Genomic DNA, 23,083 nt, shown 5'->3' with positions numbered 1-23,083 from the left:
CCGCCGTCACGGCCGCCCCGACGGCGGTCGCGCAGTCGCCGCGGACGGTGGGTGACGGTCGCTACCGCCTCGAGACCTACGTCGGTCGCGGTCCGGCCTCCACCGTCTACACGGCGCACGATGTCCGGCTGCGGCGGGACGTGGCGGTCCGGGTCTTCGACCATCCGGTCGACAACGAGCGGGTGGCAGCGGCGGCGCAGGTGTGGACGGCGGGCCTGAGCCGCATCCTCGACGCCGGCACCGACGGCACGGTCGCAACCGATGGGCCAGTCGGCACCGACCGAACCGGGGCCGGGGCGCGCCACGACTTCGTGGTGCGCGAGGTGGTCCATGGCCTGTCGCTGCTGCGGTTGACCGGCGCCGTCGAGTGTCGTCCCACGACGATCGCCGCGGTGGGGGCGAGCGTCGCCGCGACGCTGGCGGCGCTGCACGCCCGCGGCACGGCGCACGGCGGCCTGCACCCGGGCAACATTTTCCTGCGCGATTTCGCCAACTCGGCCGACTGGGGTCGTGACGCCGAAGACGGCACCGTGCTCACCGATTTCGGTGTCGGAAGCCGTTGCTCCGGTCGTCCCGACCCGGCCGACGACATCCGTGCCCTCGGCGCGAGCCTGCTCGGCGTGCTGACCCGTCGGGCCGTGACGGGCTCACGCACGGCGGGTACGGCCCTGACGCGACTGCGGCGGCATTCCGGCCTGACCGTGGCGCAGCGGGTGACCTGGCACGACCTGCTCGCTGCCCTGATCGACCCCGACCCCACGCGGCGACCGGACGCCGTCGAGGCGGTCGGATCCCTGCGCCGACTTCGGGCAGAACAGCCGCGATGAAGAAATGACAAAGCGGGTAGACCGCGTCCATACGGCACCGACGCGGTGACCACGAGAACAACCGGTTCCCACCGGTCGCGCGTTCGCCGGACGCGCAGCCCCTACGAAAGGACCACATCATGCTCGGACTCATCATCAGCCTCATCGTCATCGGCCTCATCGCCGGTGCCGTCGCCCGCCTGCTCGTGCCGGGCAAGCAGGACATCTCGATCCCGATGACCATCCTCATCGGCATCATCGGCTCGTTCGTCGGCGGCTTCCTGGGCTACCTGATCTTCCACAAGGACTCCAGCGACGGCTTCTTCCAGCCCTCGGGCATCATCGGCTCGATCATCGGCGCCGTCATCGTGCTGCTCATCTGGATGCGCGTCGGGGGTCGCCGCACCGTCCGCGGCTGACCGTCTGCGGCTGAGCGATCGCGACTGATTATCTGCGGCTGAGCGGTCGCGCCCGATCGTCGTCGACGACCGCAGCCGATCCGCTTTTCCGGCCCCGTGTTCTGCACCCGTATTCGGGTGCAGAACACGGGGCCGCTTTTCGTCGTTGTCCGGGACAACAGCGAGGAGGCGCCACGGCCGCACGTCGACGGGACGGCGCGCGCGTCGCTGCTGCGGAACCGGTGCCGGCGATACAGCGAGGTGTCAGCGCGCGGGCCGAACCAGGATCGAGACGGTGGTGGAGGTCGTCGGGTGGTCCACGCGCGTGGTGTCGACGGCCAGGTACTCGCCGTCGTCCTGCTGACCGTTCGGCAGCGTCTTGGCGTGCAGCGCGAACGGTGGGGTGGGCGCGGTGCCGTCGGGGCCCGGCTGCACGCCGTCGATGCCGAAGTCGTTGTCGTTGGCGATGACCAGGGTGCGGCCCCGGTCGGTGGTGGCGACGCCCTCGATCTTGTCGTGGCCGAAGAAGCCACCAGTGGGATCGAGTGAGGTCACCAGACCGGCGACGTCCAGGTCGAGGGCCTTCGCCGCGACGACGATCCCGGCGGCGGCGAGCGTCCGCTGCGCGGTGGCGGTGTCGGCCTTGCCGACGAGCGCCTCGATGGTCTTGCCGCCGATCAGCAGCCCGCCCTTGCCGGCGTCGTAGCGGGCACCGCTGACGGCGGCCGCCGGACCGACGTCCGTCGCGCCGGCGAGTTCGATCTTGTAGATCTTCTTGTTGGCGTTCGGCTCGACCTTGCCGTCGCGCTCGTCGACGAGGAACTCGTGGTCGGAGATCGCGGTGATCTCGCTGACCGCGGTGCCGGTGCTGTCCGGGTTGTCGAGCAGGTACAGGTACTCGTGCGTCACGAAGGTGCGCAGGTCGACGGTGACGATGCGCAACGGCGCGACGTTCTTGGCGTTCTTGGTGAGGTCGGGCTGCTGCAGCGCCGACTGCATGATCCCGACGAGGGTGCGGCCGTCCGGGGTGACGGTGAGCCCCTCCATGCCCCGGTTCGGCACCCGGTTGGCGAGCTCGCGCGGCAGCGAGTGGTCGAAGGGGCTCAGCCGCCCGATCTGCCGGCCGGTGCGGTCGAAGTGAGTGATGAAGGGGCCGTACTCGTCGGAGACCCAGAACGTGCCGTCGCGCAGGGCGACGAGCCCTTCGGGGTCGTAGCCGGTGTCGGTGCACGGCAGCGTGTTGCCCTGCAGATCGAGGATGGTCTCGCCCGTGCTCGCCGCGCAGTTGACCTGGCCGTTGTAGGGCGTGCCGTCGCCGGCGCGCAGCGGGATGTGCTGCAGCAGCTCGGCCTTGCCGCGGACGAGACGGAACCTGCCGATGCCGGGCGTGAAGTCCGGGATGGCCTCGACCTTGGTCCCGTTCGGGCCGTCGACATTGGGCCCACGGTCGGTGAGGCCGTAGAACTGGTCGCGGTGACCCGGCACGGGTGCCAGCGACGAGCCATAGGCACCGCCGGTGATCTTCACCCCGCCGATCGTGGCCAGCGGGGGCAGCTCGGTCCGGTACAGGTGGACGGCGTCGGTGGTGGTGTAGCGGAACGTGTCGGTCCCGGTGAAGCCGTCCTCGGGGACGTAGGAGAACGAGCCGTCGGGGTTCAGCGAGAGGGTCCCGTGCTCAGGTGCGGTGTGGTCGACGACGGTGGTGAGGTCGCCCCGGTCGTTGCGGAGCACGCCGTCACCGCCGACCCGCAGCTCGGCGCCGGCACGGACGGAGTAGACGTCGGGGCGGGCCTGCGCGGCCGAACCACGAGATTCGGGGGTGGCGACGCTCGCCGGGGCGGTCGCGGCGACGGCGGCGAGGACGCCGGCCGTCGCGGCAGCGGTGGTCAGGGACGCGAGGAGGGTGCGGGATGCGGGCACACCCGGACGCTCCACCCGAAAGGTGACCGTCACGCCACCATCGGGTGAACGGCGGCGGTCGTCAGCGGCCCCAGACCGCGCGCGCACCGGAGTCGCCGATACGCAGCAGCTGGATGGTGGTGACGATCGCGACCAGGACCGCCAGCACGCGGACCGCGACGACGAGGGCGACCGGGACGGTCGTCGTCCGGACGGCGGTGGCCGTCCCACCGCCGGCGACCGGTTCGACCGTCGCCGCGTCGGTGCGGCGTCCGATCCACCAGACCGCCGCGGAGAGGACGAACAGGCCGACGGCGAACCACAGGAAGGTGTCACCGAGGTCGGCGTGCTTCTCGATCTTCTCGGCGAAGGGGCTGTTCTGCTGCCCCTGCGTCACCCGGTCCTCCAACCACTCCCCCGCCTCGGTGGTGATCGGCGTCAGGATCACCACCACGAGACAGGTCAGCGGCGAGATGAAGCCGAGCTTGCGGCGGGCGGCGGGCCACACCGCGGAGAGGATCGTGAAGAGGGCACCCAGCGGGCCCAGCACCACGATGGCGTGGATGAGCAGGACGTGGGCGGGCAGGCCGCCGATCGTGTCGATCACATTGGCTCACTACGGCTACGAGCGCGCTTCGGTTCAACCGCTGCGCTTCGGCGGCGCACCGCAGGGCTCACTAGGGTCGGTCCGTGCCCTCCGAACTCGCTGCCGGCGAAGCCGCCCGCCACCACCGCGCCCTGGACTCGCTGCACGCGGCCATCTATTTCGCGCCCGAAGCCGGCGAGGAGTTCACCGCCGCCGGTCTCGACCGGGCCCGGTACCACTACTTCGCCGGCCGAGCCGCGCCGATGGGGCCGGTGGCGGCCGAGGTTGTCACCGCGACCTTCTACAACTTCAGCCCCGCGGCGGTCGGCCGGGCGATCCCCCGGGCGTGGGAGCTCGCCTCCTGCGATGCGCTCGTCGCAGCCCGGCTCCGCGCCGTCGACCGGGCGTGGCGGCGGTTGCTCGGTGACGACGTGGTCGCCGGGCCCGAGGTGGCCGAGGCCGCCGAGCTCGCCCGGGCCGCGACGGCGGGGCTGCCGGTCGACGGCCGACCGCTCTTCGCCGGGCACGCCTCGTTGCCGTGGCCGGAACAGCCGCATCTGGTGCTGTGGCACGCGATCACGCTGCTGCGGGAGTTCCGCGGCGACGGTCACGTCGCCGCGCTGCTCAGCGCCGGCCTGACCGGGCTCGAGGCGCTGGTGACCCACACCGCGACCGGTCGCGGTGTCACGGTGACCGCTGCCAAGACGACCCGCGGTTGGAGCGACGAGCAGTGGCAGGCGGCGGTCGCGGTGCTGGCCGAGCGTGGCCTGCTCACCGCCGCCGGCGATCTCACCGAGACCGGCCGGGCCCTGCGCGCCGAGGTCGAGACGGTCACGGACCGACGGTCCGAGACGCCGTGGCTCACGCTCGGCGAGGCGGCAGCCCTGCGGCTGCGTGAACTCGGTAAGCAGCTGACGCGTCAGATCGTCGCGGCGGGGGCCTTCCCCGCCGAGGTCTTCGCGGCGCCGAAGGCCTGAGCCCGGCCGGGCGAGCTGTCGCCCGACCGGCCGGGACACGGACTCCGTCAGTCCCCGTCGCTGTGGCTGGGGACGTAGGCGCCCGGTACCTCGTCCGGCGCAAAGATCCTCGCGTCGCCCGGGTAGGGCCGGCGCCACTCGTGCGCCTGATACCAGGTGTAGCGGTTCATCTGCTCGGGATTGGCATAGTCCGGGACCGCCGTCGCGCCCGAGAAGCGCTGGTGTGATCGCCAAGCCTGCCACTGCCGCGCGATCTGCTGCTGCGCCGCCGGAACCTCGAGCATCGTCGCCTGTTGCCGCCGCAGCGCCGTCGCGGCCCTGCCGGTGCGACCCAGGGTGTCGACCCCGCAGGCCGGCGGGACGGCGACGCCCTCGGTGAGCGGCACCTGGTTCGGCACGGCGGTGAAGGGCGTGAGGTCGGGCTTGCGGGTGAAGGCCGAGGTCATCGGGGTCGCCGCCGCGAGCTTCTGGTTCAGCGGCTGGGCGCCGAGGATCTGCTCGATGGTGCGGACCATGGTCAGCTGCGTGTAGTACGTGTCGTCGACGGCGTGGTGCTGCGCCCACGGGCTGATGATCTGGATCGGTGCCCGGTGACCGTCGACATGGTCGGCACCGTCCTGGCTGTCGTCCTCGACGACGAAGATCGCCGAGCTCTTCCAGTAGGACGAGTGCGAGATCGTGTCGACGATCTTGCCGACCGCGAGGTCGCCGTCGGCCACCTGCGCCCGCGGGTCCGGGGTGCCGCCGGTGTGGTCGCTGGAGAGCCAGAGCATGTTCAGGTTCGCCGGGCCGTTCTTCTCGAAATCCTGCTTCCAGATGCCGTAGCGGTACAGGTCCGGGATGGCGGTGTCGAACTTCGGGTACTCGTGGACGGTGATCGCGTTGAGCGACGGGATGGGCGACTCGGTGTCCTGCTGCAGCGACGGATCGGTCAGCTGGGCCGGGTCGCCGCCGGCGTCCACGCTGCGGGCCGCGCAGTAGTACTTCTGCCACGTCGCGCCGGCGGGCTTGGTCTCGAACTGGGTGAACTCACCGAAGTTGCGCGCGCTGTTGCCGGCGCTCTGCGCCGCCGTCCAGAGGAAACCCGAACGCTGATGGCCCAGGACGTCGTCCTCGGTGTCGTAGCTGCGCTCGTACTCGCCGGCCGAGGACTCCGTGTACTCCGGGTTGTCGCCCTGCATCAGCCAGTTGTGACCCTCGGCGGAGTTGGTGCCGATGTCGTAGGTGTTGTCGTAGAGCCCGAACTGGGTGGCGAGCGCGTGCTGGTTCGGCGTCACGTTTGCGCCGAACTGCGCCAATGACGCGTCGCCGTTGCCGCGCGTCATGTCGCCGTAGACCTGGTCGTAGGTGCGGTTCTCCTTGACGAGCAGGAAGACGTGCTTGATCACCGACGGGTCCCCCAGGCGTCTCGGCACGGGCACCGGCGCCACGGGCCGGCCATGGGTCTCCCGGACGTCCTGCCTGCCCCAGCCGTTCTGGCGGAAGACCGTCGCGGTGTCTCGGGCGATCTCCCGGTCGCCGGGGAGGCGGAAGCGGGTCAGTGACGCGGTGGTGCCATGGGTGCCGTGGCCGGTCGCCGGGACCGTCCCGGCGCCCTTGGCGAAGGTCAGCTCGGGCCCGCGGGCGTCGATGCCCCGAGTGTTGGTGACGACGACGCGACCGTCGGCGGTGATCACGTCGGCCGGGTAGTAGTCGGTCGGCAGCAGACCGAGCAGGCTCACCGGCTGCTGCGGCGAGCCGTAGTAGCGGTACACCGCGACGGCGTTGGCCCGGCCGAGCGTGACCAGCAACCGGCCGTCGTCGGTGAGGGCGACGCCGGTGGGCTCGTAGCCGACCGCCGACGCCGCCCAGGGCCGCGTGGCGATCGTCTGGACGACCCGGTCGCTGCGGGTGTCGATGACCGAGACCGAGTCGTCCGTGGTGTTGGTGACGAAGAGCGCCCGCCCGGCCGAGAAGAGCGCCGTGGGGTGCAGCCCCACCGGCACCGACCGGACCTCGGCATCCGGCCGCGACGGATCGATCACGCTGACGGTGCCCGTGGTCGAGGTCCCGAGGTACGGGTCGGCCGGCACCTCGGTGCCGTAGGAGTTGATCGTGGTGTCGCCCGGCAGCGCGCGGCGACCGCCCTCGTCGCTGACGTACAGCGTCCCGCCGACCAGCGCGACCTCCCGCGGCGCGATCCCCACCTGCCAGCTCTGCCGGACTGCGCCGGTCGCGGTGTCGAGCGCCACGACCGTGTTCTGTCCGTTGAGGGGCGCGTAGAGGGTGGCACCGTCCGGCGAGAACGCCGCCTTGCCGGGGAGGGCGGCGGTCGTCCCGGCCGAGGCGAGCGGCACCGAGGTCGCGGTACCGAGGGTCCCGTCGGCGTTGACGGCGAAGCGGGTGAAGCCCTTCCGCTGCGGCAGCCAGAGGAACTTCCCGTCCGGCGAGTAGACCGGCGCACCCTGCCCCACGGTGGTGTCGGAGAGCTTCTGGTTGACGAAGGTCGCGGTGCCGACGGTCCAGATCAGCTGGTAGCTGCGTAGATCGAAGATCTGCAGCGTCACCGACTTGTCGGTGCTGCTCGCGGCGAGGTAGCGGCCGTCGCTGCTGACCGACGACGCCATGATCTTGCCGAACTTGGTGACGAGGCGCTGGCCGATCGGGGCGAGGATCTGGTCGCTGCTGATCTGCAGGCCGTCACGGGTCTGCGCACCCACGAGGTTGTCGCCGAAACGCGTCGTGTCGGCGGCCGCGACCGCGCCACCGGCGAGGACGAGGGCGGCGGCGCCCGCGGTGATCAGCCGGCCGTAGCGACGGCGGGTGCGGGACCGGCGGCGGCGGACGACCTGGACGGGGCGCTGAACGGGCATGCGTCTTCCTTCGACAGGGAGTCAGGACTGCGACAGCAGGTCGACGAGGCCGTCGAACTGCCAGAGCGGGTTGGGGACGTCACCGGTGTCGGTGCGCACCGGGAAGAAGCCGTTGACCGACTGCGGACCGTCGCCGTCGGCGACGTAGCGGCCGTCCGGGGTGAGGTCGAGCTGGTAGATCGCCGAGCCGGTCGCCCGGGCGCCGGGGATGTGCCAGCTGACCACGCAGCGCCAGTCGTTGCCGGGCCCGGAGTCGGCGACGAGCGAGCCGCCCTTGTCACAGCTCGCCCGGCTGCGCAGCTGCGCTTCGGTGACGTCGGGACGGCGCAGCTCGCGCGCCTGCAGCCGGTACAGGTGGCCGAAGCTGGTGGCGACCGAGCTCTCCACCCCGCGACGGCCGAGACCCGAGCCGGCGGCGGGCGTCGCCGCGGTCAGCACCCCGATCGTCACCGCGAGCAGCGCCACCAGCGTGGCGGAGGCCGCGACGAGGCCACGCCGACCGACACCGTCATGGGCCACGCCGGTGAAGTCGCGCCGGACGAAGACGGCGTACGCGACGGCGGTCGCGACGGCGGTCCAGACCAGGCTCACCCCGACGCCGATCAGCAGCGGCTGGGTCTGTGCGGGGGCGGTGAACAGGCCACGCCAGCCGATGAAGGCGTAGCCGGGCAGGGCGATCCGGACAGCAGCCGGCAGCGGCACCAGCTGCGCCACGTTGAGGGCGACGGCCAGCAGCGCGGGCGTGACCAGACCCATCGGCGAGCGGCCGAAGAGCACGGAGCCGAGCAGGCCGATGGCGGCGAAGGCGAGGGTGGGCGCCAGCGCGCAGAGCCAGGCCAGCAGCACGGCGCCGGCGGCCTCGGCCGGGGCGAGCAGGTGGCCGTCCAGGCCGACGAGCGGCTGATCACCGACAGCGAGCAGGCCGCCGGCGATGCTGGACGCGGCGATTATCACCACCAGCACGACGATCGTGCCGAGGCTGGCCAGCGCCTTGGCCGCGAAGATGCGGCGCGGTGACCGGACCGCCACGAGCAGATGCCGCCAGGTGCCGAGGCGATCCTCGCCGGCGAAGATGTCTCCGGCCACCAGCGAGGTGAGCAGCGGGAGCGCCCAGCTGCCGCCGAAGGCGAGCACGACCAGCGGACCGGCCCAGCCGCTCTGACCCATCCAGCGGCCGAAGACGGTGTCGGCCGGCAGCGAGCTCTGCTGCGCCACGACCGCGACGAAGCCCGCCGGAGCGAGCACGCAGAGCGCGACGACGAGCCGCAGCCGCCACTGCGAGGCCAGCTTGACGATCTCGAAGCGCAGCGCGTGCCGCAGCGCAGCTGGTGCCGGCACGGCCCGGTCGGAGCTGGACGGGCGGGACAGCGTGGCGGTCATCGCCCACCTCCGGTCGGGGAGCTCGGCGTCAGCGAGTCCTGCGTGAGGGCCAGGAACGCCGCCTCCAGCGGCGAGATCACCGGGGCGAACTCGCGGACGGCGACCTGCTCGGCCACCAGCCGCGCCACCAGGTCGTCCAGGGTGGTGACGGCGCCCCGGACCAGCAGTGCCTCCTGATCGCGGCGCTGCAGCAGCTCGTCGTCCGGGAGCACCAGCAGGCCGCCCACGGCGGCGGCGACGCGACGGGCGGCGGCGATGTCGGAGGTACGCAGCCGGTAGTCCAGCTCGCCGATCTCGGCGGCGAGCTTGCCGACCGGACCGGTGAAGACGACGCGTCCGGCACAGAGCACGGTGACGTCACTGCAGAGCGAGGCCAAGTCGTCCATGCGGTGGCCGGAGAGCACGACGGCCGTCCCCTCGCCCGCCAGCCGCGTCAGCACCCGGTACACGCTGCGGGTGCCGGCGGGATCGAGGCCGTTGGCCGGCTCGTCGAGCACCAGCAGTCGGGGCGAGGCGAGCAGCGCGGCGGCGAGCCCCAGCCGCTGCCGCATGCCGAGCGAGAAGCCGCGCACCCGATCGTCGGCGACCTCGGCCAGCCCCACCTCGACCAGGGCACGGGTGACGGCCGCGCGGTCGGGACGCGCGCCGCGCAGCCGGACGGCGGTGTCGAGGTTCTGTCGCGCGGTCAGTGACGGGTAGAGGCCGGGTCCGTCCACGAAGCCCGCGACACCGGCGGGAAGGTCGAGGGTGCGGCTCGCGGGCTGGCCCAGGATCTGCAGCGTCCCGCTGTCCGGCTGCACCAGGTGCAACAGCAGACCGAGCAGCGTCGTCTTGCCCGCGCCGTTGGGTCCGATCAGGCCGTGGACGCTGCCGGCGGGGATGTCGAGGTCGACCCCGTCGAGCGCGACGACGTCGCCGAAGCACTTGCCGATCCCCCGCGCCCGGACGGCGACACCGTCCGAGCCGTCCCCTGCAGCCACGTCGGCGAAGCTACGGAGACACAGCCAACTCCCGGGTCAGCGTGCTTTGAACCGGCGATGAACGCGAAACGTCCATCTCGGACATCCGCCGCGCGAGCGGACGAACCGCTCAGTGGGTCAGCCCGGCCCGGACGTGCTCGAAGATCAGGTTGGTCTCGGTGAGCGCCACGTCGGGGTTGCCGCTGAGGTTCACCACGACGAAGTCCCGCAGGTTCTCGCTGCTGCGCGCGGCGATGTGGACGTGGAAGTCGTCGGCGCCGCCGAGGAAGAAGACGTTGATGACCTCCGGCAGCTCGGCGATGCGGGCCATGAAGTCGGGGATGTGACCGCGGGCGCCGGCCTGCAGCCGGACCGCGATCATGGCCTGGATCGGCCGGCCCAGCGCGGCGGGGTCGATGTCGGCGTGATAGCCACGGATCACCCCTCGCTCCCGCAGGGCGCGTATCCGTCCCAGGCAGGTGGAGGGGGCGATGCCGGCCCGAGCCGCCAGCGCGTTGTTCGGCATCCGGGCGTCGGCGGCGAGCAGTCGCAGCAGCCGCCGGTCGGTGTCGTCGAGGGGCACCGGGTCACGTTCGGCCCGAAGGATGTTCGGAGCATCTGCCGCGAGACCCGGCCGTGGAGAACGATCGACGCTCATTGATGCAGATTACAGAATCTTCGTCATGCCTCTGGTCGAGTCACCGCGCATCCTTCATCCTCGTCGCATGCTGGTCGGCGTTCCTCGCGAGGTCAAAAACAACGAGTTCCGGGTGGCCATCACCCCGGCGGGCGTGCACGAGCTCGTCCGGCACGGCCATCAGGTCGTGATCGAAGAGGGCGCCGGTGTCGGCTCCTCGATCCCCGACGACGTCTACGTCGCCGCGGGCGCGCGCATCCTCCCCACCGCCGACGAGGTGTGGGGCAGCGCGGACATGGTGCTCAAGGTCAAGGAGCCCATCGCCGAGGAGTACCCGCGGATGCAGCTGCGCGGCAAGGACCAGGTGCTCTTCACCTACCTGCACCTCGCCGCCGACAAGCCCTGCACCGACGCGCTGCTGGCCGCCGGGACCACCGGCATCGCCTACGAGACGGTGCAACTGGCGGACAACTCGCTGCCGCTGCTCGCGCCGATGTCCGAGGTCGCGGGACGTATCGCACCGCAGGTCGGCGCGTACCACCTGATGCGCCAGGGCGGTGGCCGCGGCACCCTCATGGGCGGCGTCCCCGGCGTCTACGCCGCGAAGGTCGTCGTCATCGGCGCCGGCGTCTCGGGTCAGAACGCCGCCGCCATCGCCCTCGGCATGCAGGCCGAGGTCGTGCTGCTGGACAAGAACGTCGCGCGGCTGCGGCAGATGGACGCCATCTACCAGGGCCACTGCCAGACCGTCGCCTCGAACGCCTACGAGGTCGAGAAGGCCGTCCTGGACGCCGATCTGGTCATCGGCGCCGTGCTCGTTCCGGGCGCCAAGGCGCCGACGATCGTCAGCAACGAGCTGGTGTCGCGGATGAAGCCCGGCTCGGTGCTGGTCGACATCTCCATCGACCAGGGCGGCTGCTTCGAGGACTCGCGCCCCACCACCCACGCCGAGCCCACCTACCGGGTGCACGACTCGGTCTTCTACTGCGTGGCCAACATGCCCGGCGCGGTGCCGCACACCTCCACCTACGCGCTCACCAACGTGACACTGCCCTACGCCGTCGAGCTGGCCAACCGCGGCTGGCGCGACGCGCTGCGCTCGGATCCCGCGTTGGCCCTCGGCCTCAACACGCACGAGGGGCAGCTCACCAACGCCCCGGTCGCCGAGGCGCACGGTTACGACGCGGTGGCACTCGCCGACGTCCTCGGCTGAACCGGGGCGGCGTCAGCCCCGCGACGTAGCGCCGCAGCGTGGTGATCGAGAGGGCAGCGTGGTCGTCATGACGACCACCTCGCCCTCGTGATCACCTGCCGGCCTGCGGTCACCCCGCACCGCGGCTGAAGTCGCACGCCCGGACGAGGTCCTCGGGCGGGTCGCTGTCGCGCCACCGGTCGTCGGCGACGCAGGCGCGCGAAGCCTGCTGCTCGCACCGCGACTCGACGCCACCGTCGGCCCGGCAGCGCTGGTAGGTCGTGGCGTACGTGGCCCGGATGACGTCGGCCTTGGAACGGTCGTGCTTGTCCAGCTCGCGGGAGAGCACCAGGGTTCCGAGCACGGCCACGACGACGATCACGACAGCGCCCAGGACGCAGCCGATGACGAGCGCGCGGACCCGACGGCGGCGAGCGGGATCGGTGAGCTCCCCGGCGGAGGTATCGGCAGTATCGGCACTGTCAGCGCCGTCACGGGCGTCGTCCGAGTCGCGGTCCGGATCGTCGTCGGGGTCCTCGGCCACCGGCTCCCACTGGAACAGCCCCGACATGACTCCACAGTAGGCAGCGCCGGGGCACCTTCCGGAGCCGGCCCGACTGGGTTAGGGTTGCCTAACCTAACGAGGAGGCGCCGTGCCGGTCAGCAGGAGCAGTGTTCGCGGGCTGAGCCGTGAGCTCAGCATCGATCTCGGTCTCGACATCGCCCCGGACGAGTCGTGCGAGCGCATGATGCGCCGGGTCGACCGCGCCGAGGTGGCAGCGGTCTGCCGACACCTCGTCGGCGATGTCGCCCGTCGCGCCGGGATGGCCGAGTCGCTCGTGGCCCGGAGCGCAGGATGACCGGCATCGGCACCGCGCGCTCCCGCGACCACGCGCTGCTCGCCCGGGAGATCCTCGCGCTGGCCGAGGGCGGGACGCTGCACGTGCGCGGACTGGCCGACGCCGCCGCGTCACTGCAGGACGCCACCTTCTTCGACGACGGCGGCCGTCCGACCTTCGTGGTCCCGGCCGACACCGCGCTGGTGGACGCCGCCCGGGCCCGGCAGGGGGCCGTGCTCGCCGTCCCCGCCGGTGCGCACACGGGGTGGACCCAGCTCGTCCTCGGCGGCCACCTGGCCGTCCTGGCCGCACCCGACCCCGAGGTGGACCCGGCCGAGGGCGTCGTCGCCGTGGGACTGCTGGTGCACACGGTCGTCCTCGAGCACGATCAGCCCGACGGCCGCCCGGTCGGTTACCGGACCGTCCCCCTCGACGCCTGGACGGCGGCGGTCCCCGACCCGATGCGGCCCACGGCGCAGCGGATCCTGCGGCACACCAACGCCAGTCACGGCTCGCAGCTGCGAGACTTCGTCGCGGGCCTGCGGGGCATCGCCCCCGACGAGATCATCGCCGCCGAGCTGGCGGAGTTGGACGCCACCGGGGTCGACGTCCGCTGGGTGGACCTCCGCGGCGCCCACCGGGCCCGGATCCGGTTCGCGCGACGCGCCGGCTGCCCGGGTGAGTTGGCGGCGCAGCTGAGCGCCACCCTGCACAGCTGACCCGAGCGGCGGCGCTCAGGGGTCAGCTCGGGCTCAGCGCGCGGTCGGCACCCCGTACCGCAGGCCGTCCAGCAGCAGCTCGACGATCCGCGTCGTGGCGGCGTTGCCGCCACTGGGATCGGCAGCCATGCAGATCCCGGAGAGCGCGCGCATGAGATCCAGCGGCTCGACGTCGCCACGCACCTGACCGGCGGCGACGGCGTCACCGACGAGCGCGTCCAGCGCCTCACGGATCCGGGCGTGGCTGTCGGCGAAGAGGGTGTTCTCCGGACCGAGAGCGGACTTGAGAGCTTGCGCCATGCCCCGCTTGCGGGCCACGTAGACGACGAACTGTCGCATCCACTGCGCGAGCGCCTCGACAGGCTCATGCTTCTCACGCAGCTGCTGCACGCCGTCGCAGAGCGTCTCCACCTCGCGCCGGTACACCGCCTCGAGCAGCGCGTCCCGCGTCGGGAAGTGCCGGTAGAGCGTGCCGATACCGACTCCGGCGCGCTTGGCGATCTCCTCCAGCGGGGCCTCCGCGCCACGCTCCTCGAAGGCCTGCGCGGCCGTGGCGATCAGCAGCTCACGGTTGCGCGCGGCATCCGCACGCAACGGCTTGGCCGCCTTGCCCTCCCCCGTGTCGGGGGCTGCCGCCGCCTGCTCCACCGCGGGCTCCACTGCCTGCGACACGCCGACCTCCAGAAATGGACTTGCGGAAACGGAGGGGCCCTCCGTATCGTTTGTCGTACCGGAGGATCCATCCGTTTCCTGATGCTACTACCTGATGTCGAGGTTCGCTCGTGACCACATCCATCGAGACATCGACCCCAACCACTCCTGACGTACGACCCGCCCTCACCCGGGGCTACCCCGTCCGCCGCCTGCCCCGGCTCACCCGCCGCTCGGCCGGCCCGCGCGGCGCGGCGAGCAACGCCGTCGTCCTCGCCGTCATCCTGGTCTGCCAGCTGATGGTGGTGCTGGACGCCACGATCGTGAACATCGCCCTGCCGGACATCCGCACCGACCTCGGCTTCTCCGCGGCCGGCCTCTCCTGGGTGATCAACGCCTACACCCTCACCTTCGGCGGACTGCTGCTGCTCGGCGCCCGCGCCGGCGACATCCTCGGCCGCCGCCAGGTCTTCCTCACCGGTATCGGGCTCTTCACCGCCGCCTCGCTGGCCGGCGGCTTCGCCCAGACGGCCGGACAGCTCCTCGTGGCCCGTGCCATCCAGGGCATCGGTGGGGCCCTCGCCTCGCCGGCTGCCCTCGCCCTGCTGATGACCATGTTCACCGGCGCCCGCGAGCGCACCCGCGCCCTCGGCTGGTACACCGCCGTCTCCATCGGCGGGGCCGCCATCGGGCTCGTCGCCGGCGGCATGCTCAGCGAGTGGGCGTCCTGGCGCTGGGTGCTCTTCGTGAACGTCCCGATCGGCGCCGTCCTGCTCGTCGCCGCGCTCCCGGTGCTGCCGCGGACCGCCCGCACCCCCGGCCGTTTCGACGTCACCGGCGCCGTCACCTCCACCCTCGGCATGGGTGCGCTCGTCTACGGCTTCGTCCACGCGGCCTCCGACGGCTGGGGCAATGCGCTGACGATCGCCTCCTTCGCCGCAGGGCTCGTGCTGCTCGCCGGCTTCGTGGTGACCGAGCGTCGCGCCGCGTCGCCGATCACCCCGCTGCGGCTCTTCGCCGACCGGGTGCGGGCCAGCGCCTACGTCGGCCGGCTGCTGCTGGTCGCCGGGATGATGGGGATGTTTTTCTTCCTCACGCAGTTCCTGCACGGGGTGCTCGGCTACAGCGACCTCAAGACCGGCTTCGCCTTCCTGCCGATGCCCATCTCGGTCTTCGTCGCCTCGCAGCTCGCGGCGCGGTTCCTCGTCGAACGCTTCGGCGGCCGTCGGCTCATGCTCGTGGGGCTCACCTTCTCCACGCTCGGCATGGTGTGGCTGACCCAGCTCGACGCGACCAGCGGCTACGGCTCGCTGCTCGGCCCGCTGACCGTCTTCGCCCTCGGCAACGGGCTCGCCTTCGTCCCGCTGACCTCGGCAGCGCTGGAGGGTGTCGACGCCAAGGACTCCGGCGCCGCCTCCGGCCTGGTCAACGTCATGCAGCAGGTCGGCGGATCGCTCGGGCTGGCGGTGCTCGTCACCGTCTTCGGCGCCGCCACCAGCAGCTTCGACGTGCCGGCCGGGACGGCGGCCGCCGACGCGGCGCGGCTCACCTTCGTCCACGGCGCGGACACCGCGTTCTGGACGGCGGCGGCCTTCCTCGCCGTGACCCTCGCCCTCATCGCCGTGGTGATGCGTCCCCGCAAGGCGGCCGCGCATGTCTGACGATCAGAGCAGGGACGACGGCTCCCAGTGGCGCCCCAGCACCCGCTGGCCGCAGAAGCCGAGCACCACGTCGTACCAGATCTCGGCGTTCGCCGGCGAGAGGACCCAGTGGTTCTCCCCCGTCAGCTGCAGGAAGCGGTGAGGCAGCTCGTCGGGTTCGCCGTCCCAGGAGCTGACGAGATCCCACCACAGGCGTAGCGCCTCGCTCACCGGCACCCGGTAGTCCCGGTTGCCGTGAACGATCAACATCGGCGTGACGATCTCGTCGAGGAAGTGGTGCGGCGAGTAGTCCGCATACCAACCGGGGTGTTCGGCCACGCGGCCGAACACCCCGGTCTTGAAATCGGCGGCGTCGGTGGTGGCGTGCTGCTGGTCCAGCGCCCAGAGCCCGGCGTGCGTCACGATGGCGGCGAAGCGGTCGGTGTGGCCGGCGATCCAGTTGGTCATGAAACCGCCGAAAGACGCCCCCAGCAGGGCGGTGCGGCTCTCGTCCAGCTCGGGACGGGCGAGCAGGTGGTCCAGGACCGACTCAACCTCACCCCACACCCGGTCCGCCCGGTAGGGCCAGGCACGGTCCAGGCAGTCGTTGCCGTAGCCGGTCGACAGCGCCGGGTCCGGCAGGATCACCGCCCAGCCGTGCGCCACCGCCACCCACGGGTTCCACCGCCACGACCAGGTGTTGAACGACGCGAGCGGGCCACCGTGGATCCACTGCATCACCGGGTGCGGACCGTCGCCGTCCGGCGTGACGAGCCAGGCGTGGACGCCGGCGTGCCAGACCTCCTCGACCCGGCCGGGACGTGGCGGCACCGGAGCAGGGGTGGTCAACGGCTGCCACCGCCCGCTCGCCACCTCCAGCCTGCCGGGGCGCGGGGGCTCGGCCACCGTGGAGCGCAGCGCGTAGAGCGCGGTGCCGTCCGGCGTCGGCGCGAGGTCGGTGTAGACGGCGTCGTCGACCAGTGTCCGGGCGGCACCGGTCGCCGGGTCCACGGCCATCACGGCGCCGCGACCGTGCAGGTCGCCGGTGGCGTAGAGGACCTCGCTGTCGGCCGACCAGACCGGGGTGGCGGGGCCGAGATCGCCCAGCTCGGCGACGACGATGTCGCCGCCGTCGCCGCCGTCGACGGTGTGGACCTCGAGCAGCCAGCGCGGCGACACCTCGAAGCGCGGCGTCCGTCCCCGGACCACCGCGATGCGACGGCCGTCCGGAGAGACGACCGGTGCGTCGTAATCGTGACCCTCGGGCGGGTCGACGACGCGCTGCTGTCCGGTGGTGAGGTCCAGGACGGCGTAGGAGCGCCGGCGGGTGCCCCGGGGTCCGCGCGGATGCCAGGTCGTCGCCAGCGTCGCGCCGTCGGCGCTGATCGAACAGGCGGCGTTGACCAGCTCGGTAGTGGCCTGCGGCAGGAGGTCCGTCAGCTCGCCGTCGGCGCCCACCCGGAACAGCCGCGGCGACTCGTCGCCGAGCTCGTGGTCCCAGTACCGGATCGGCATGCCGTCGTGCAGGATCGCGGTGATGCGGCGCTCCTTGCGGGTGGCGCGGCGCTGCGCGTCGTCCGCATCGTCGCGGGTGTGGGTCAGCCGGCTGCCGGCGACGATCACCGTACCGGCGGCGCGGGCCACGACGGCTCCGCCGAGGCCACCGGCCCGGCGTGCGAGGCGCGTCGGCTCCCCCACCGGGCCCAGCGACCAGAGTCCCGGCTCGTCGTCGCTCTCCGGGGCCGGCCGGGCCGAGGTGAAGAGCAGGTCACCGGACGGGGTGAAGGCCGGCGCCGACTCGCCCTTCTCCGAGCGGGTCAGCCGCACCGGCTCGCCGCCGTCCAGCGGGACCTGCCACAGCGCGGAGACGTAGCGCGCCCCGTCGGCGTCCGGTTCCTGCCTGGTGACCACGAGGCGGGTGCCGTCCGGGCTCAGCGCGAGACCGGTGAGGCGCGGCAGCGCCGCGAAGGCGGCGAGGTCTGCCCAGGGACTGTCGAGGGAGGTGTCAGGTTCCGGAGCCATCCTGCGACGGTATCCGGGCCGGCTCGCCTGACTCACCGAGCAGTCGCCGCATCTCGGCTGCCAGCGTGTCGAGGCTGTTGGTGATCCGGTCCGTGGCATCGGTGAGCGCGGTGGCGAGCTCGGTGCCGCCGACCGCCTCCGGAGCGGCGTCCAGCCGCTCGGCGAGCTCGTGCTGCCGCGCGCGCAGGCGTGGCAGGGCGCCGGGCGGCGTGCCGGACTCCAGCGCCTCGACGAGCCGGTCCATGGCGGTGTCGACGTCGGCGGTGAACTCCGCCAGCAGCGGAAGCCCGCCGGCTTCGCGGACCTGGCGCCGGACGGCGTCGACGATGAGCGCGGCGTGGACGAAGCGATGCGAGTGGGCCAGCACGGCTCGGCCCAGCTCGACCTGCGCCCGGGCCGGGACCGGCTCGGCGGCGGCACGATCGACCGAGGCCTGGGCGTTGGTCCGGGCCAGCCGGCTCGCGGCACGGGTGGCGGCCAGCCGGGCCCGGTCGGCGGCACGGTCCCGCTCGGGCCGGACGATGGCGTCGAGGTAGCTCCGGTAGGCGCGGAGCACGTCGGCGAGGCGAGTCGGCACGAACTGCCGCTCCCAGGCCGGCAGCGCCAGCGCCGCCACCACGGCCAGCGCACCGCCGACGAGGGTGGCCAGACCACGGTCGACGACGGTCTCCCGCGCCGGGAAACCCTCGATCTGCAGCAGCACCACCACCAGTGCCGAGAGGCTGACCGCGGTGAGGCCGACGTTGCCGGGGCCGGCGAAGCGCATGCCGAAGGCGAAGGCGACGACGAGGGCGACGTGCCACCAGTCGCCGCCCGGCACCCAGTGGACCAGCTCGGTGGCCAGCAGCAGCCCCACGATCGTCCCCAGCGTGCGCATCACCGAGCGCTGCAGCGTCGCACCGAAGTCGGGGCGCATCACCACCAGCAGCGTCAGCGAGACCCAGTAGCCGCGCTCCAGGCCGAGCAGGCGGACGACGGCATCCGAGCCGGCGAGCAGCAGGGCGAGGCGCACGGCGTGGCGGGTGACGGCCGAGTCGGGGGTGAGATTGGCCCGGACGATGGCGATCGGATCGTGCAGCAGTCGACGGACGGCGGCCTCCTCGGCCCGCGACGAGCCGTCCCGGCCGTCGGTGTCGGCCTCGCTGCGGCCCTCGCTGGCGCCGGCCCGGGAGCTCTCGACGACGGCGCGCAGCTGTCCCGACAGCGCCCGCAGCCGCGCCGCCGCGGCCCGCCGCGTCACCTCACCGGGGGCGTGGACGCTCTGCTCGAGCCGGTCGACGGTGTGGCCGAGGGTCCGGCGGGCGCGGACCAGCACCTCCTCGTCCACCTGCCGGCCGGCCAGCAGGGCAGCGGCGACGTCGTCGAGGACCGAACCTGCCGAGGTGAGCGAGCCGCGCACCAGTCCGGCGAGGATCGGGTTGCCCTGCTCGGCGAGCCGTTCGGCGAAGGCCGTGGCCGCGAGCAGCTCCCGACGGATCCGTTCGGCCTCGTCGAGCAGCACCCGGTAGGCCTCGACGCTGCGGCCGTGGTCGTGCCCCAGGCCGTAGAGCGTGGCGCGGGCGCCGCCGAGCGCGTCGCCGGCGGGCGGCCCCACCGCTGCCCCGTGCTGCGCCCGGGCGGCGACTGCGAGCTCCCGGTACAGCGCGGCGAGGGCGGCTCGTTCGGGACGGTGCCGGCCGAGCGGCCAGGCCGCCACCGCCAGCAGCGTCTGACCGGCCCCGCCGGCGAGGACGAGCAGCCCGACGTGCAGCGCATGGGACGGCGACTGCGGGATGTGTCCCAGCACGAGCGCCGCGGCTGTCGCGGCGATGCCGAACTGGGTGGCGCTGGGGCCGGCGGTGAGCAGGAGTCCGGCGCCGAGACCGAGCACGCCGAGCAGCAGGACGGAGAGGACGGGCTGCTCGGAGGTGGCGACCGCCAGCGCGCTCGTGCTGGCTGCGGCCACGGCGACGCCGAGCATTCGCAGGATGCGCAGCCGGTACGGTCCGGGCCGGTCGGCGAAGCCGGTCTGCAGCGCGCCGATGGTGGCGGCGAGCCCCAGCGCCGGGCTGCCCGTCGCCGTCCCGATGACCAGCGGCGCCCCGACCCCGACCGCGTTGCGCAGCGAGACCAGCGGGTCGGACTGGGTGCGGTCGAGCTTCGCCGCGCTGCGCAGCAGGCCGCCGAGCGAGGCCCGGACGCCGGCGCCCGCTGTCGTCGTCGGCCCGCTCAGCTGGCGCCGCCGACGGGTTGCGCCGCCAGCTGGCCGCAGGCGCCGTCGATGTCCCGGCCACGGGTATCCCGGACGGTCACCGAGACGCCCCGGTCGGTGAGCAGGTCGACGAACTCGCGCTCGACGGCCTTGGGCGAGGCATCCCACTGCGAGCCGGGCGTCGGGTTCAGGGGGATCAGGTTGACGTGGGCCAGCCGGCTCGACAGCAGATCACCGAGCAGCTCGGCCCGCCAGGGCTGGTCGTTGACGTCACGGATCATGGCGTACTCGATGGAGTACCGCCGGCCGGTGCGGCGGGCGTAGTCGTCCGCGGCGGCCAGCACCTCGGCCACCTTCCACCGGGTGTTGACCGGGACGAGGGTGTCGCGCAGCTCGTCGTCCGGGGCGTGCAGTGACACCGCGAGGGTGACGTCGAGATCGGCGTCGGCGAGCTTGCCGATGGCCGGGACCACCCCGACCGTCGAGACCGTGATGGACCGGCGGGAGAGCCCGAAACCGTTCGGGGCGGGGTCGATGAGCCGGTGCAGCGCCGCGAGCACGCGGTTGGCGTTGGCCAGCGGCTCCCCCATGCCCATGAAGACCACGTTGGACAGTCGCCCCGGCTCGCCACCGGTGAGCTCGCCGTCGGCCGCGGTGCGGGCGGCGACCCGGACCTGCTCGACGATCTCGGCTGTCGACAGGTTGCGGGTGAGGCCGCCCTGCCCGGTGGCGCAGAACGGGCAGGCCATGCCGCAGCCGGCCTGGCTGCTGATGCAGACGGTGATCCGCTCCCGGCTGCCGTTGCGGGCCGGATACCTCATCAGCACCGACTCGACCAGCGCCCCGTCGTGCAGCCGCCACAGCGTCTTGCGGGTGTTGCCGTCGTCGGTCTCGACGCGGTTCACCTCGGTGAGCAACCGCGGCAGCAGCGTGGCGGCCACCTGGTCACGGACCGCCGCGGGGAGATCCGACATCCGCGCCGGGTCGCTCTCGAAGCGGGTGTAGTACTGGCGGGCGAGCTGGTCGGCACGGAAGGCCGGCAGGCCGAGATCGGTCACCGCGGCGCGACGGCCGGCGGCGTTGAGGTCGGCGAGATGGGTGGGCGGCAGACCCCGGCGCGGGGCCTCGAAGACGAGCGGGAGGGCAGTCATGGCACCTCGATTCTCTCACCCGATCGTGGACCGACACGCCGAACAGTTCGTCACGTCGGTCCACGATCGCCTGCGACGACGAGGTCCACGCGTTCCCACGGCCGCTCGCGGTCGGCGTAGGCCTGCTCGGTGACCATCCAGTCGTCCAGCCAGCGCGACAGCATCGCCTCGCCGTCGCGCTGGAGGGCTCGCGCCAGCCGCACGGCTCGGGGTGTGTCGACCCAGACCGTGAGATCCCACGGCACGCGCACCTCGCGCCGGGTGGCCGAGACGCCCTCGACCACCACGATGCGTCCCGGCGGGACCACCACCCACTCACCGCCGACATCGCTGCGCCAGTCCCAGCACTGGTAGCGAGCCGGCGTCCCGGACCGCAGCGGCGCGGCGAGCTGGGCCTCGAAGCGGTCCCAGTCCCACTCCCGGACGCCGGGCGCCGAGAAGTCGTCGACGTGGACCACGGTCACGCGGGTGTCGAGCTGTGCCAGGCCCGCCGCCAGCGTGGACTTGCCGGCCCCGCCGAAGCCGTCGATGCCGACCCAGCGGGTGCCCGGTCCCAGTGCCCGCACCGCGGCGCCGACCTCGGGCAGCGTGCTCACACGGGGGCGAAGAGCGACAGCAGCAGGTAGGCGACGGCGGCGCACGGCAGCAACGAGTCCAGCCGGTCCATCAGCCCGCCGTGGCCGGGCAGCAGCGTGCCCATGTCCTTGATCTTGAGGTCCCGCTTGATCATGGACTCGCCGAGGTCCCCGAGGGTCGCGGTGACGACGATCGCGAGCCCGAAGAGCAACCCCTTCCACCACTGCTCGTGGAAGGTGAACATCATGATCAGGATGCCGGCCGCCGAGCAGGCGAGCACCGATCCGGCGAAGCCCTCCCAGGTCTTGGCCTTGCTCACCACGGGGGCCAGCGGGTGTCGGCCGAAGAGGACGCCAGCCGCGTAGCCGCCGGTGTCGCTGCAGACGACGGTGGCCACGAAGAACACGACCCGGGCCGCACCGTCGTCGGGATGGGCGAGCAGCAGCGCGAAGCCGGCCAGGACGGGCACGTACAGCAGCACCAGGGTCGAGGCCGCCGCGTCTCGGGTGTAGCCGTGGGCGCCGTCGCCGATGCGCCACACCAGCACGCCGAGCGCGGTGACGAGCGCGGCGACGACGAGACCGTTGGTTCCTTTGAGCCACGCCGCGGCGAGCAGGGCAGCGCCGCCGACGAGCAGCGGGGTCAGCGTCAGCCGGATGGTCGCCGGGCGGAGCGCGCGCGAGAGCTCCCAGGTGCCGTAGAGGGCCGCCGCGGCGACGACGTAGGCGAAGCTGGGCCGGTAGAGGAAGAGCGTGGCGATGATGAGCGCGCCGAGCGCGACGCCGACCCCGATGGCGGCAGGAAGATTGCGCCCGGCCTTGGAACTGGGCGCCTGCTCGGGTTCGGCGGTGCGGGCCGTCTCGGCGGCGGGCTCGTCGTCCTGCCAGCGGACGGCCGGTGGCCGGGCCTCCGCCAGCACCCGTCCACCGGGGGCAGGGCGACGGCCGGGCGCCGGCGTCACGGCCTTGCGAGCCCGCTGCGCGGGTGTCGGCGCGCCGCCGTCACCGGTGCTCTCTGGCATGGTGGCGGCTCAGACCTCGAGCAGTTCGGTTTCCTTGGCCTTGACCACGTCGTCGACCGTCGACGTGTACTTGGCCGTCAGCTTGTCGAGCTCGCCCTCGGCGCGGTGGACGTCGTCCTCGCCGGAGTCGCCGTCCTTCACGAGCTTGTCCAGCGCGTCCTTGGCGTGACGGCGGACCGAGCGCAGCGAGACCTTGGCGTCCTCGCCCTTGCTCTTGGCGACCTTGACGAGTTCCCGGCGGCGCTCCTCGGTGAGCTGCGGGAAGACCACGCGGATGAGCTGACCGTCGTTCGTCGGGTTGACGCCCAGGTCGCTGTCGCGGATGGCCCGTTCGATGGCGTTCATCTGGCTGGCGTCGTAAGGCTTGATGACGGCCATCCGCGCCTCGGGGATGGTGACCGAGGCCATCTGCGGGATGGGGGTGGGGGCGCCGTAGTAGTCGACGACCAGGCGCGAGAAGGCGTTGGCGTTGGCCCGGCCGGTGCGGACGCCGGCGAGGTCGTCGCGCACGACGTGCACGGCCTTCTCCATCTTCTCCTCGGCCTCGAAGAGGATCTCGTCGATCACCGCGCGTCCTTCCTGCTGGT

General features: G+C 72.6%; 21 protein-coding genes. 7 read left to right on the top strand and 14 right to left on the bottom strand.

Features of this window, described 5'->3' with window-relative positions; translation table 11 throughout:
• The first annotated feature begins 47 nt into the window (after positions 1-47).
• Both AC0NZQ_RS20050 and AC0NZQ_RS20045 read left to right on the top strand, forming a co-directional pair.
• Positions 48-827, top strand: a complete 780-nt coding sequence (locus tag AC0NZQ_RS20050; RefSeq protein WP_474531851.1) for a protein kinase family protein — start codon at positions 48-50, stop codon at positions 825-827.
• Positions 828-946: 119 nt separating this feature from the next.
• Positions 947-1,225 carry a GlsB/YeaQ/YmgE family stress response membrane protein gene (locus AC0NZQ_RS20045; protein WP_474531850.1) on the top strand — a complete coding sequence of 93 codons (279 nt, stop codon included), beginning with the start codon at positions 947-949 and terminating at the stop codon, positions 1,223-1,225.
• Positions 1,226-1,468: 243 nt separating this feature from the next.
• Here AC0NZQ_RS20045 and AC0NZQ_RS20040 read toward each other — a convergent pair whose 3' ends face one another.
• A complete protein-coding gene (locus tag AC0NZQ_RS20040; protein ID WP_474531849.1) occupies positions 1,469-3,124 on the bottom strand; it encodes an esterase-like activity of phytase family protein in 1,656 nt (551 codons plus the stop codon).
• Between the two features lie 61 nt (positions 3,125-3,185).
• A complete protein-coding gene (locus tag AC0NZQ_RS20035; RefSeq protein ID WP_474531848.1) occupies positions 3,186-3,710 on the bottom strand; it encodes a DUF2231 domain-containing protein in 525 nt (174 codons plus the stop codon).
• 83 nt (positions 3,711-3,793) lie between these two features.
• Here AC0NZQ_RS20035 and AC0NZQ_RS20030 point away from each other — a divergent pair, with 83 nt between their 5' ends.
• Positions 3,794-4,666: an SCO6745 family protein gene (locus AC0NZQ_RS20030; RefSeq protein ID WP_474531847.1), complete on the top strand. Its 873-nt coding sequence runs from the start codon at positions 3,794-3,796 to the stop codon at positions 4,664-4,666.
• Positions 4,667-4,713: 47 nt separating this feature from the next.
• Here AC0NZQ_RS20030 and AC0NZQ_RS20025 read toward each other — a convergent pair whose 3' ends face one another.
• From AC0NZQ_RS20025 to AC0NZQ_RS20010, 4 genes are all read right to left on the bottom strand, one after another.
• Positions 4,714-7,518 carry a bifunctional YncE family protein/alkaline phosphatase family protein gene (locus AC0NZQ_RS20025; RefSeq protein ID WP_474531846.1) on the bottom strand — a complete coding sequence of 935 codons (2,805 nt, stop codon included), beginning with the start codon at positions 7,516-7,518 and terminating at the stop codon, positions 4,714-4,716.
• A 21-nt stretch (positions 7,519-7,539) separates the two neighbouring features.
• Positions 7,540-8,898: an ABC transporter permease gene (locus AC0NZQ_RS20020; protein WP_474531845.1), complete on the bottom strand. Its 1,359-nt coding sequence runs from the start codon at positions 8,896-8,898 to the stop codon at positions 7,540-7,542.
• Positions 8,895-9,878 (bottom strand): ABC transporter ATP-binding protein, encoded by a 984-nt coding sequence (locus AC0NZQ_RS20015; protein WP_474531844.1) that lies wholly within the window; start codon positions 9,876-9,878, stop codon positions 8,895-8,897. The genes AC0NZQ_RS20020 and AC0NZQ_RS20015 overlap by 4 nt, the downstream gene beginning before the upstream one ends.
• Positions 9,879-9,987: 109 nt before the next feature.
• Entirely contained in the window at positions 9,988-10,515 is a 528-nt protein-coding gene (locus AC0NZQ_RS20010; protein WP_474531843.1) for an Lrp/AsnC family transcriptional regulator, read from the bottom strand.
• 67 nt (positions 10,516-10,582) lie between these two features.
• Here AC0NZQ_RS20010 and ald point away from each other — a divergent pair, with 67 nt between their 5' ends.
• Entirely contained in the window at positions 10,583-11,707 is a 1,125-nt protein-coding gene (ald, locus tag AC0NZQ_RS20005) for an alanine dehydrogenase (RefSeq protein ID WP_474532040.1), read from the top strand.
• 109 nt (positions 11,708-11,816) lie between these two features.
• Here the strand turns inward: ald and AC0NZQ_RS20000 are convergent, their stop codons facing one another.
• A complete protein-coding gene (locus AC0NZQ_RS20000) occupies positions 11,817-12,257 on the bottom strand; it encodes a hypothetical protein (RefSeq protein ID WP_474531842.1) in 441 nt (146 codons plus the stop codon).
• Between the two features lie 82 nt (positions 12,258-12,339).
• Between AC0NZQ_RS20000 and AC0NZQ_RS19995 the strand changes: the two genes are divergently transcribed.
• Both AC0NZQ_RS19995 and AC0NZQ_RS19990 read left to right on the top strand, forming a co-directional pair.
• Positions 12,340-12,546: a hypothetical protein gene (locus AC0NZQ_RS19995; protein WP_474531840.1), complete on the top strand. Its 207-nt coding sequence runs from the start codon at positions 12,340-12,342 to the stop codon at positions 12,544-12,546.
• Entirely contained in the window at positions 12,543-13,244 is a 702-nt protein-coding gene (locus tag AC0NZQ_RS19990; RefSeq protein ID WP_474531839.1) for a DUF2470 domain-containing protein, read from the top strand. Before AC0NZQ_RS19995 ends, AC0NZQ_RS19990 begins: the two co-directional genes overlap by 4 nt.
• Positions 13,245-13,277: 33 nt before the next feature.
• Here AC0NZQ_RS19990 and AC0NZQ_RS19985 read toward each other — a convergent pair whose 3' ends face one another.
• Complete coding sequence (locus tag AC0NZQ_RS19985; protein WP_474531838.1) at positions 13,278-13,916, bottom strand: TetR/AcrR family transcriptional regulator; 639 nt, start codon at positions 13,914-13,916, stop codon at positions 13,278-13,280.
• Positions 13,917-14,026: 110 nt separating this feature from the next.
• Here AC0NZQ_RS19985 and AC0NZQ_RS19980 point away from each other — a divergent pair, with 110 nt between their 5' ends.
• Entirely contained in the window at positions 14,027-15,556 is a 1,530-nt protein-coding gene (locus AC0NZQ_RS19980) for an MFS transporter (RefSeq protein ID WP_474531837.1), read from the top strand.
• Positions 15,557-15,559: 3 nt separating this feature from the next.
• Here the strand turns inward: AC0NZQ_RS19980 and AC0NZQ_RS19975 are convergent, their stop codons facing one another.
• The 6 genes from AC0NZQ_RS19975 to frr form a co-directional block, all read right to left on the bottom strand.
• On the bottom strand, positions 15,560-17,557 hold the full coding sequence (locus AC0NZQ_RS19975; protein ID WP_474531836.1) for a S9 family peptidase: 1,998 nt from the start codon (positions 17,555-17,557) through the stop codon (positions 15,560-15,562).
• Positions 17,541-19,517, bottom strand: a complete 1,977-nt coding sequence (locus AC0NZQ_RS19970; protein ID WP_474532039.1) for an FUSC family protein — start codon at positions 19,515-19,517, stop codon at positions 17,541-17,543. Before AC0NZQ_RS19970 ends, AC0NZQ_RS19975 begins: the two co-directional genes overlap by 17 nt.
• Positions 19,518-19,765: 248 nt before the next feature.
• Entirely contained in the window at positions 19,766-20,899 is a 1,134-nt protein-coding gene (rlmN, locus tag AC0NZQ_RS19965; protein ID WP_474531835.1) for a dual-specificity RNA methyltransferase RlmN, read from the bottom strand.
• A 50-nt stretch (positions 20,900-20,949) separates the two neighbouring features.
• Positions 20,950-21,495, bottom strand: coding sequence for a uridine kinase family protein (locus tag AC0NZQ_RS19960; RefSeq protein WP_474531834.1), 546 nt, complete (start codon positions 21,493-21,495; stop codon positions 20,950-20,952).
• Positions 21,492-22,496: a phosphatidate cytidylyltransferase gene (locus AC0NZQ_RS19955; protein ID WP_474531833.1), complete on the bottom strand. Its 1,005-nt coding sequence runs from the start codon at positions 22,494-22,496 to the stop codon at positions 21,492-21,494. Before AC0NZQ_RS19955 ends, AC0NZQ_RS19960 begins: the two co-directional genes overlap by 4 nt.
• A 9-nt stretch (positions 22,497-22,505) precedes the next feature.
• Positions 22,506-23,063 (bottom strand): ribosome recycling factor, encoded by a 558-nt coding sequence (gene frr, locus AC0NZQ_RS19950; protein ID WP_474531832.1) that lies wholly within the window; start codon positions 23,061-23,063, stop codon positions 22,506-22,508.
• Positions 23,064-23,083: the final 20 nt, after the last annotated feature.

This window comes from Jatrophihabitans sp. sgz311053 (genome assembly GCF_056135305.1).
The sequence above is the reverse complement of the archived record's forward strand: the minus strand, read 5'-3'. Positions and strand labels throughout refer to the sequence as shown.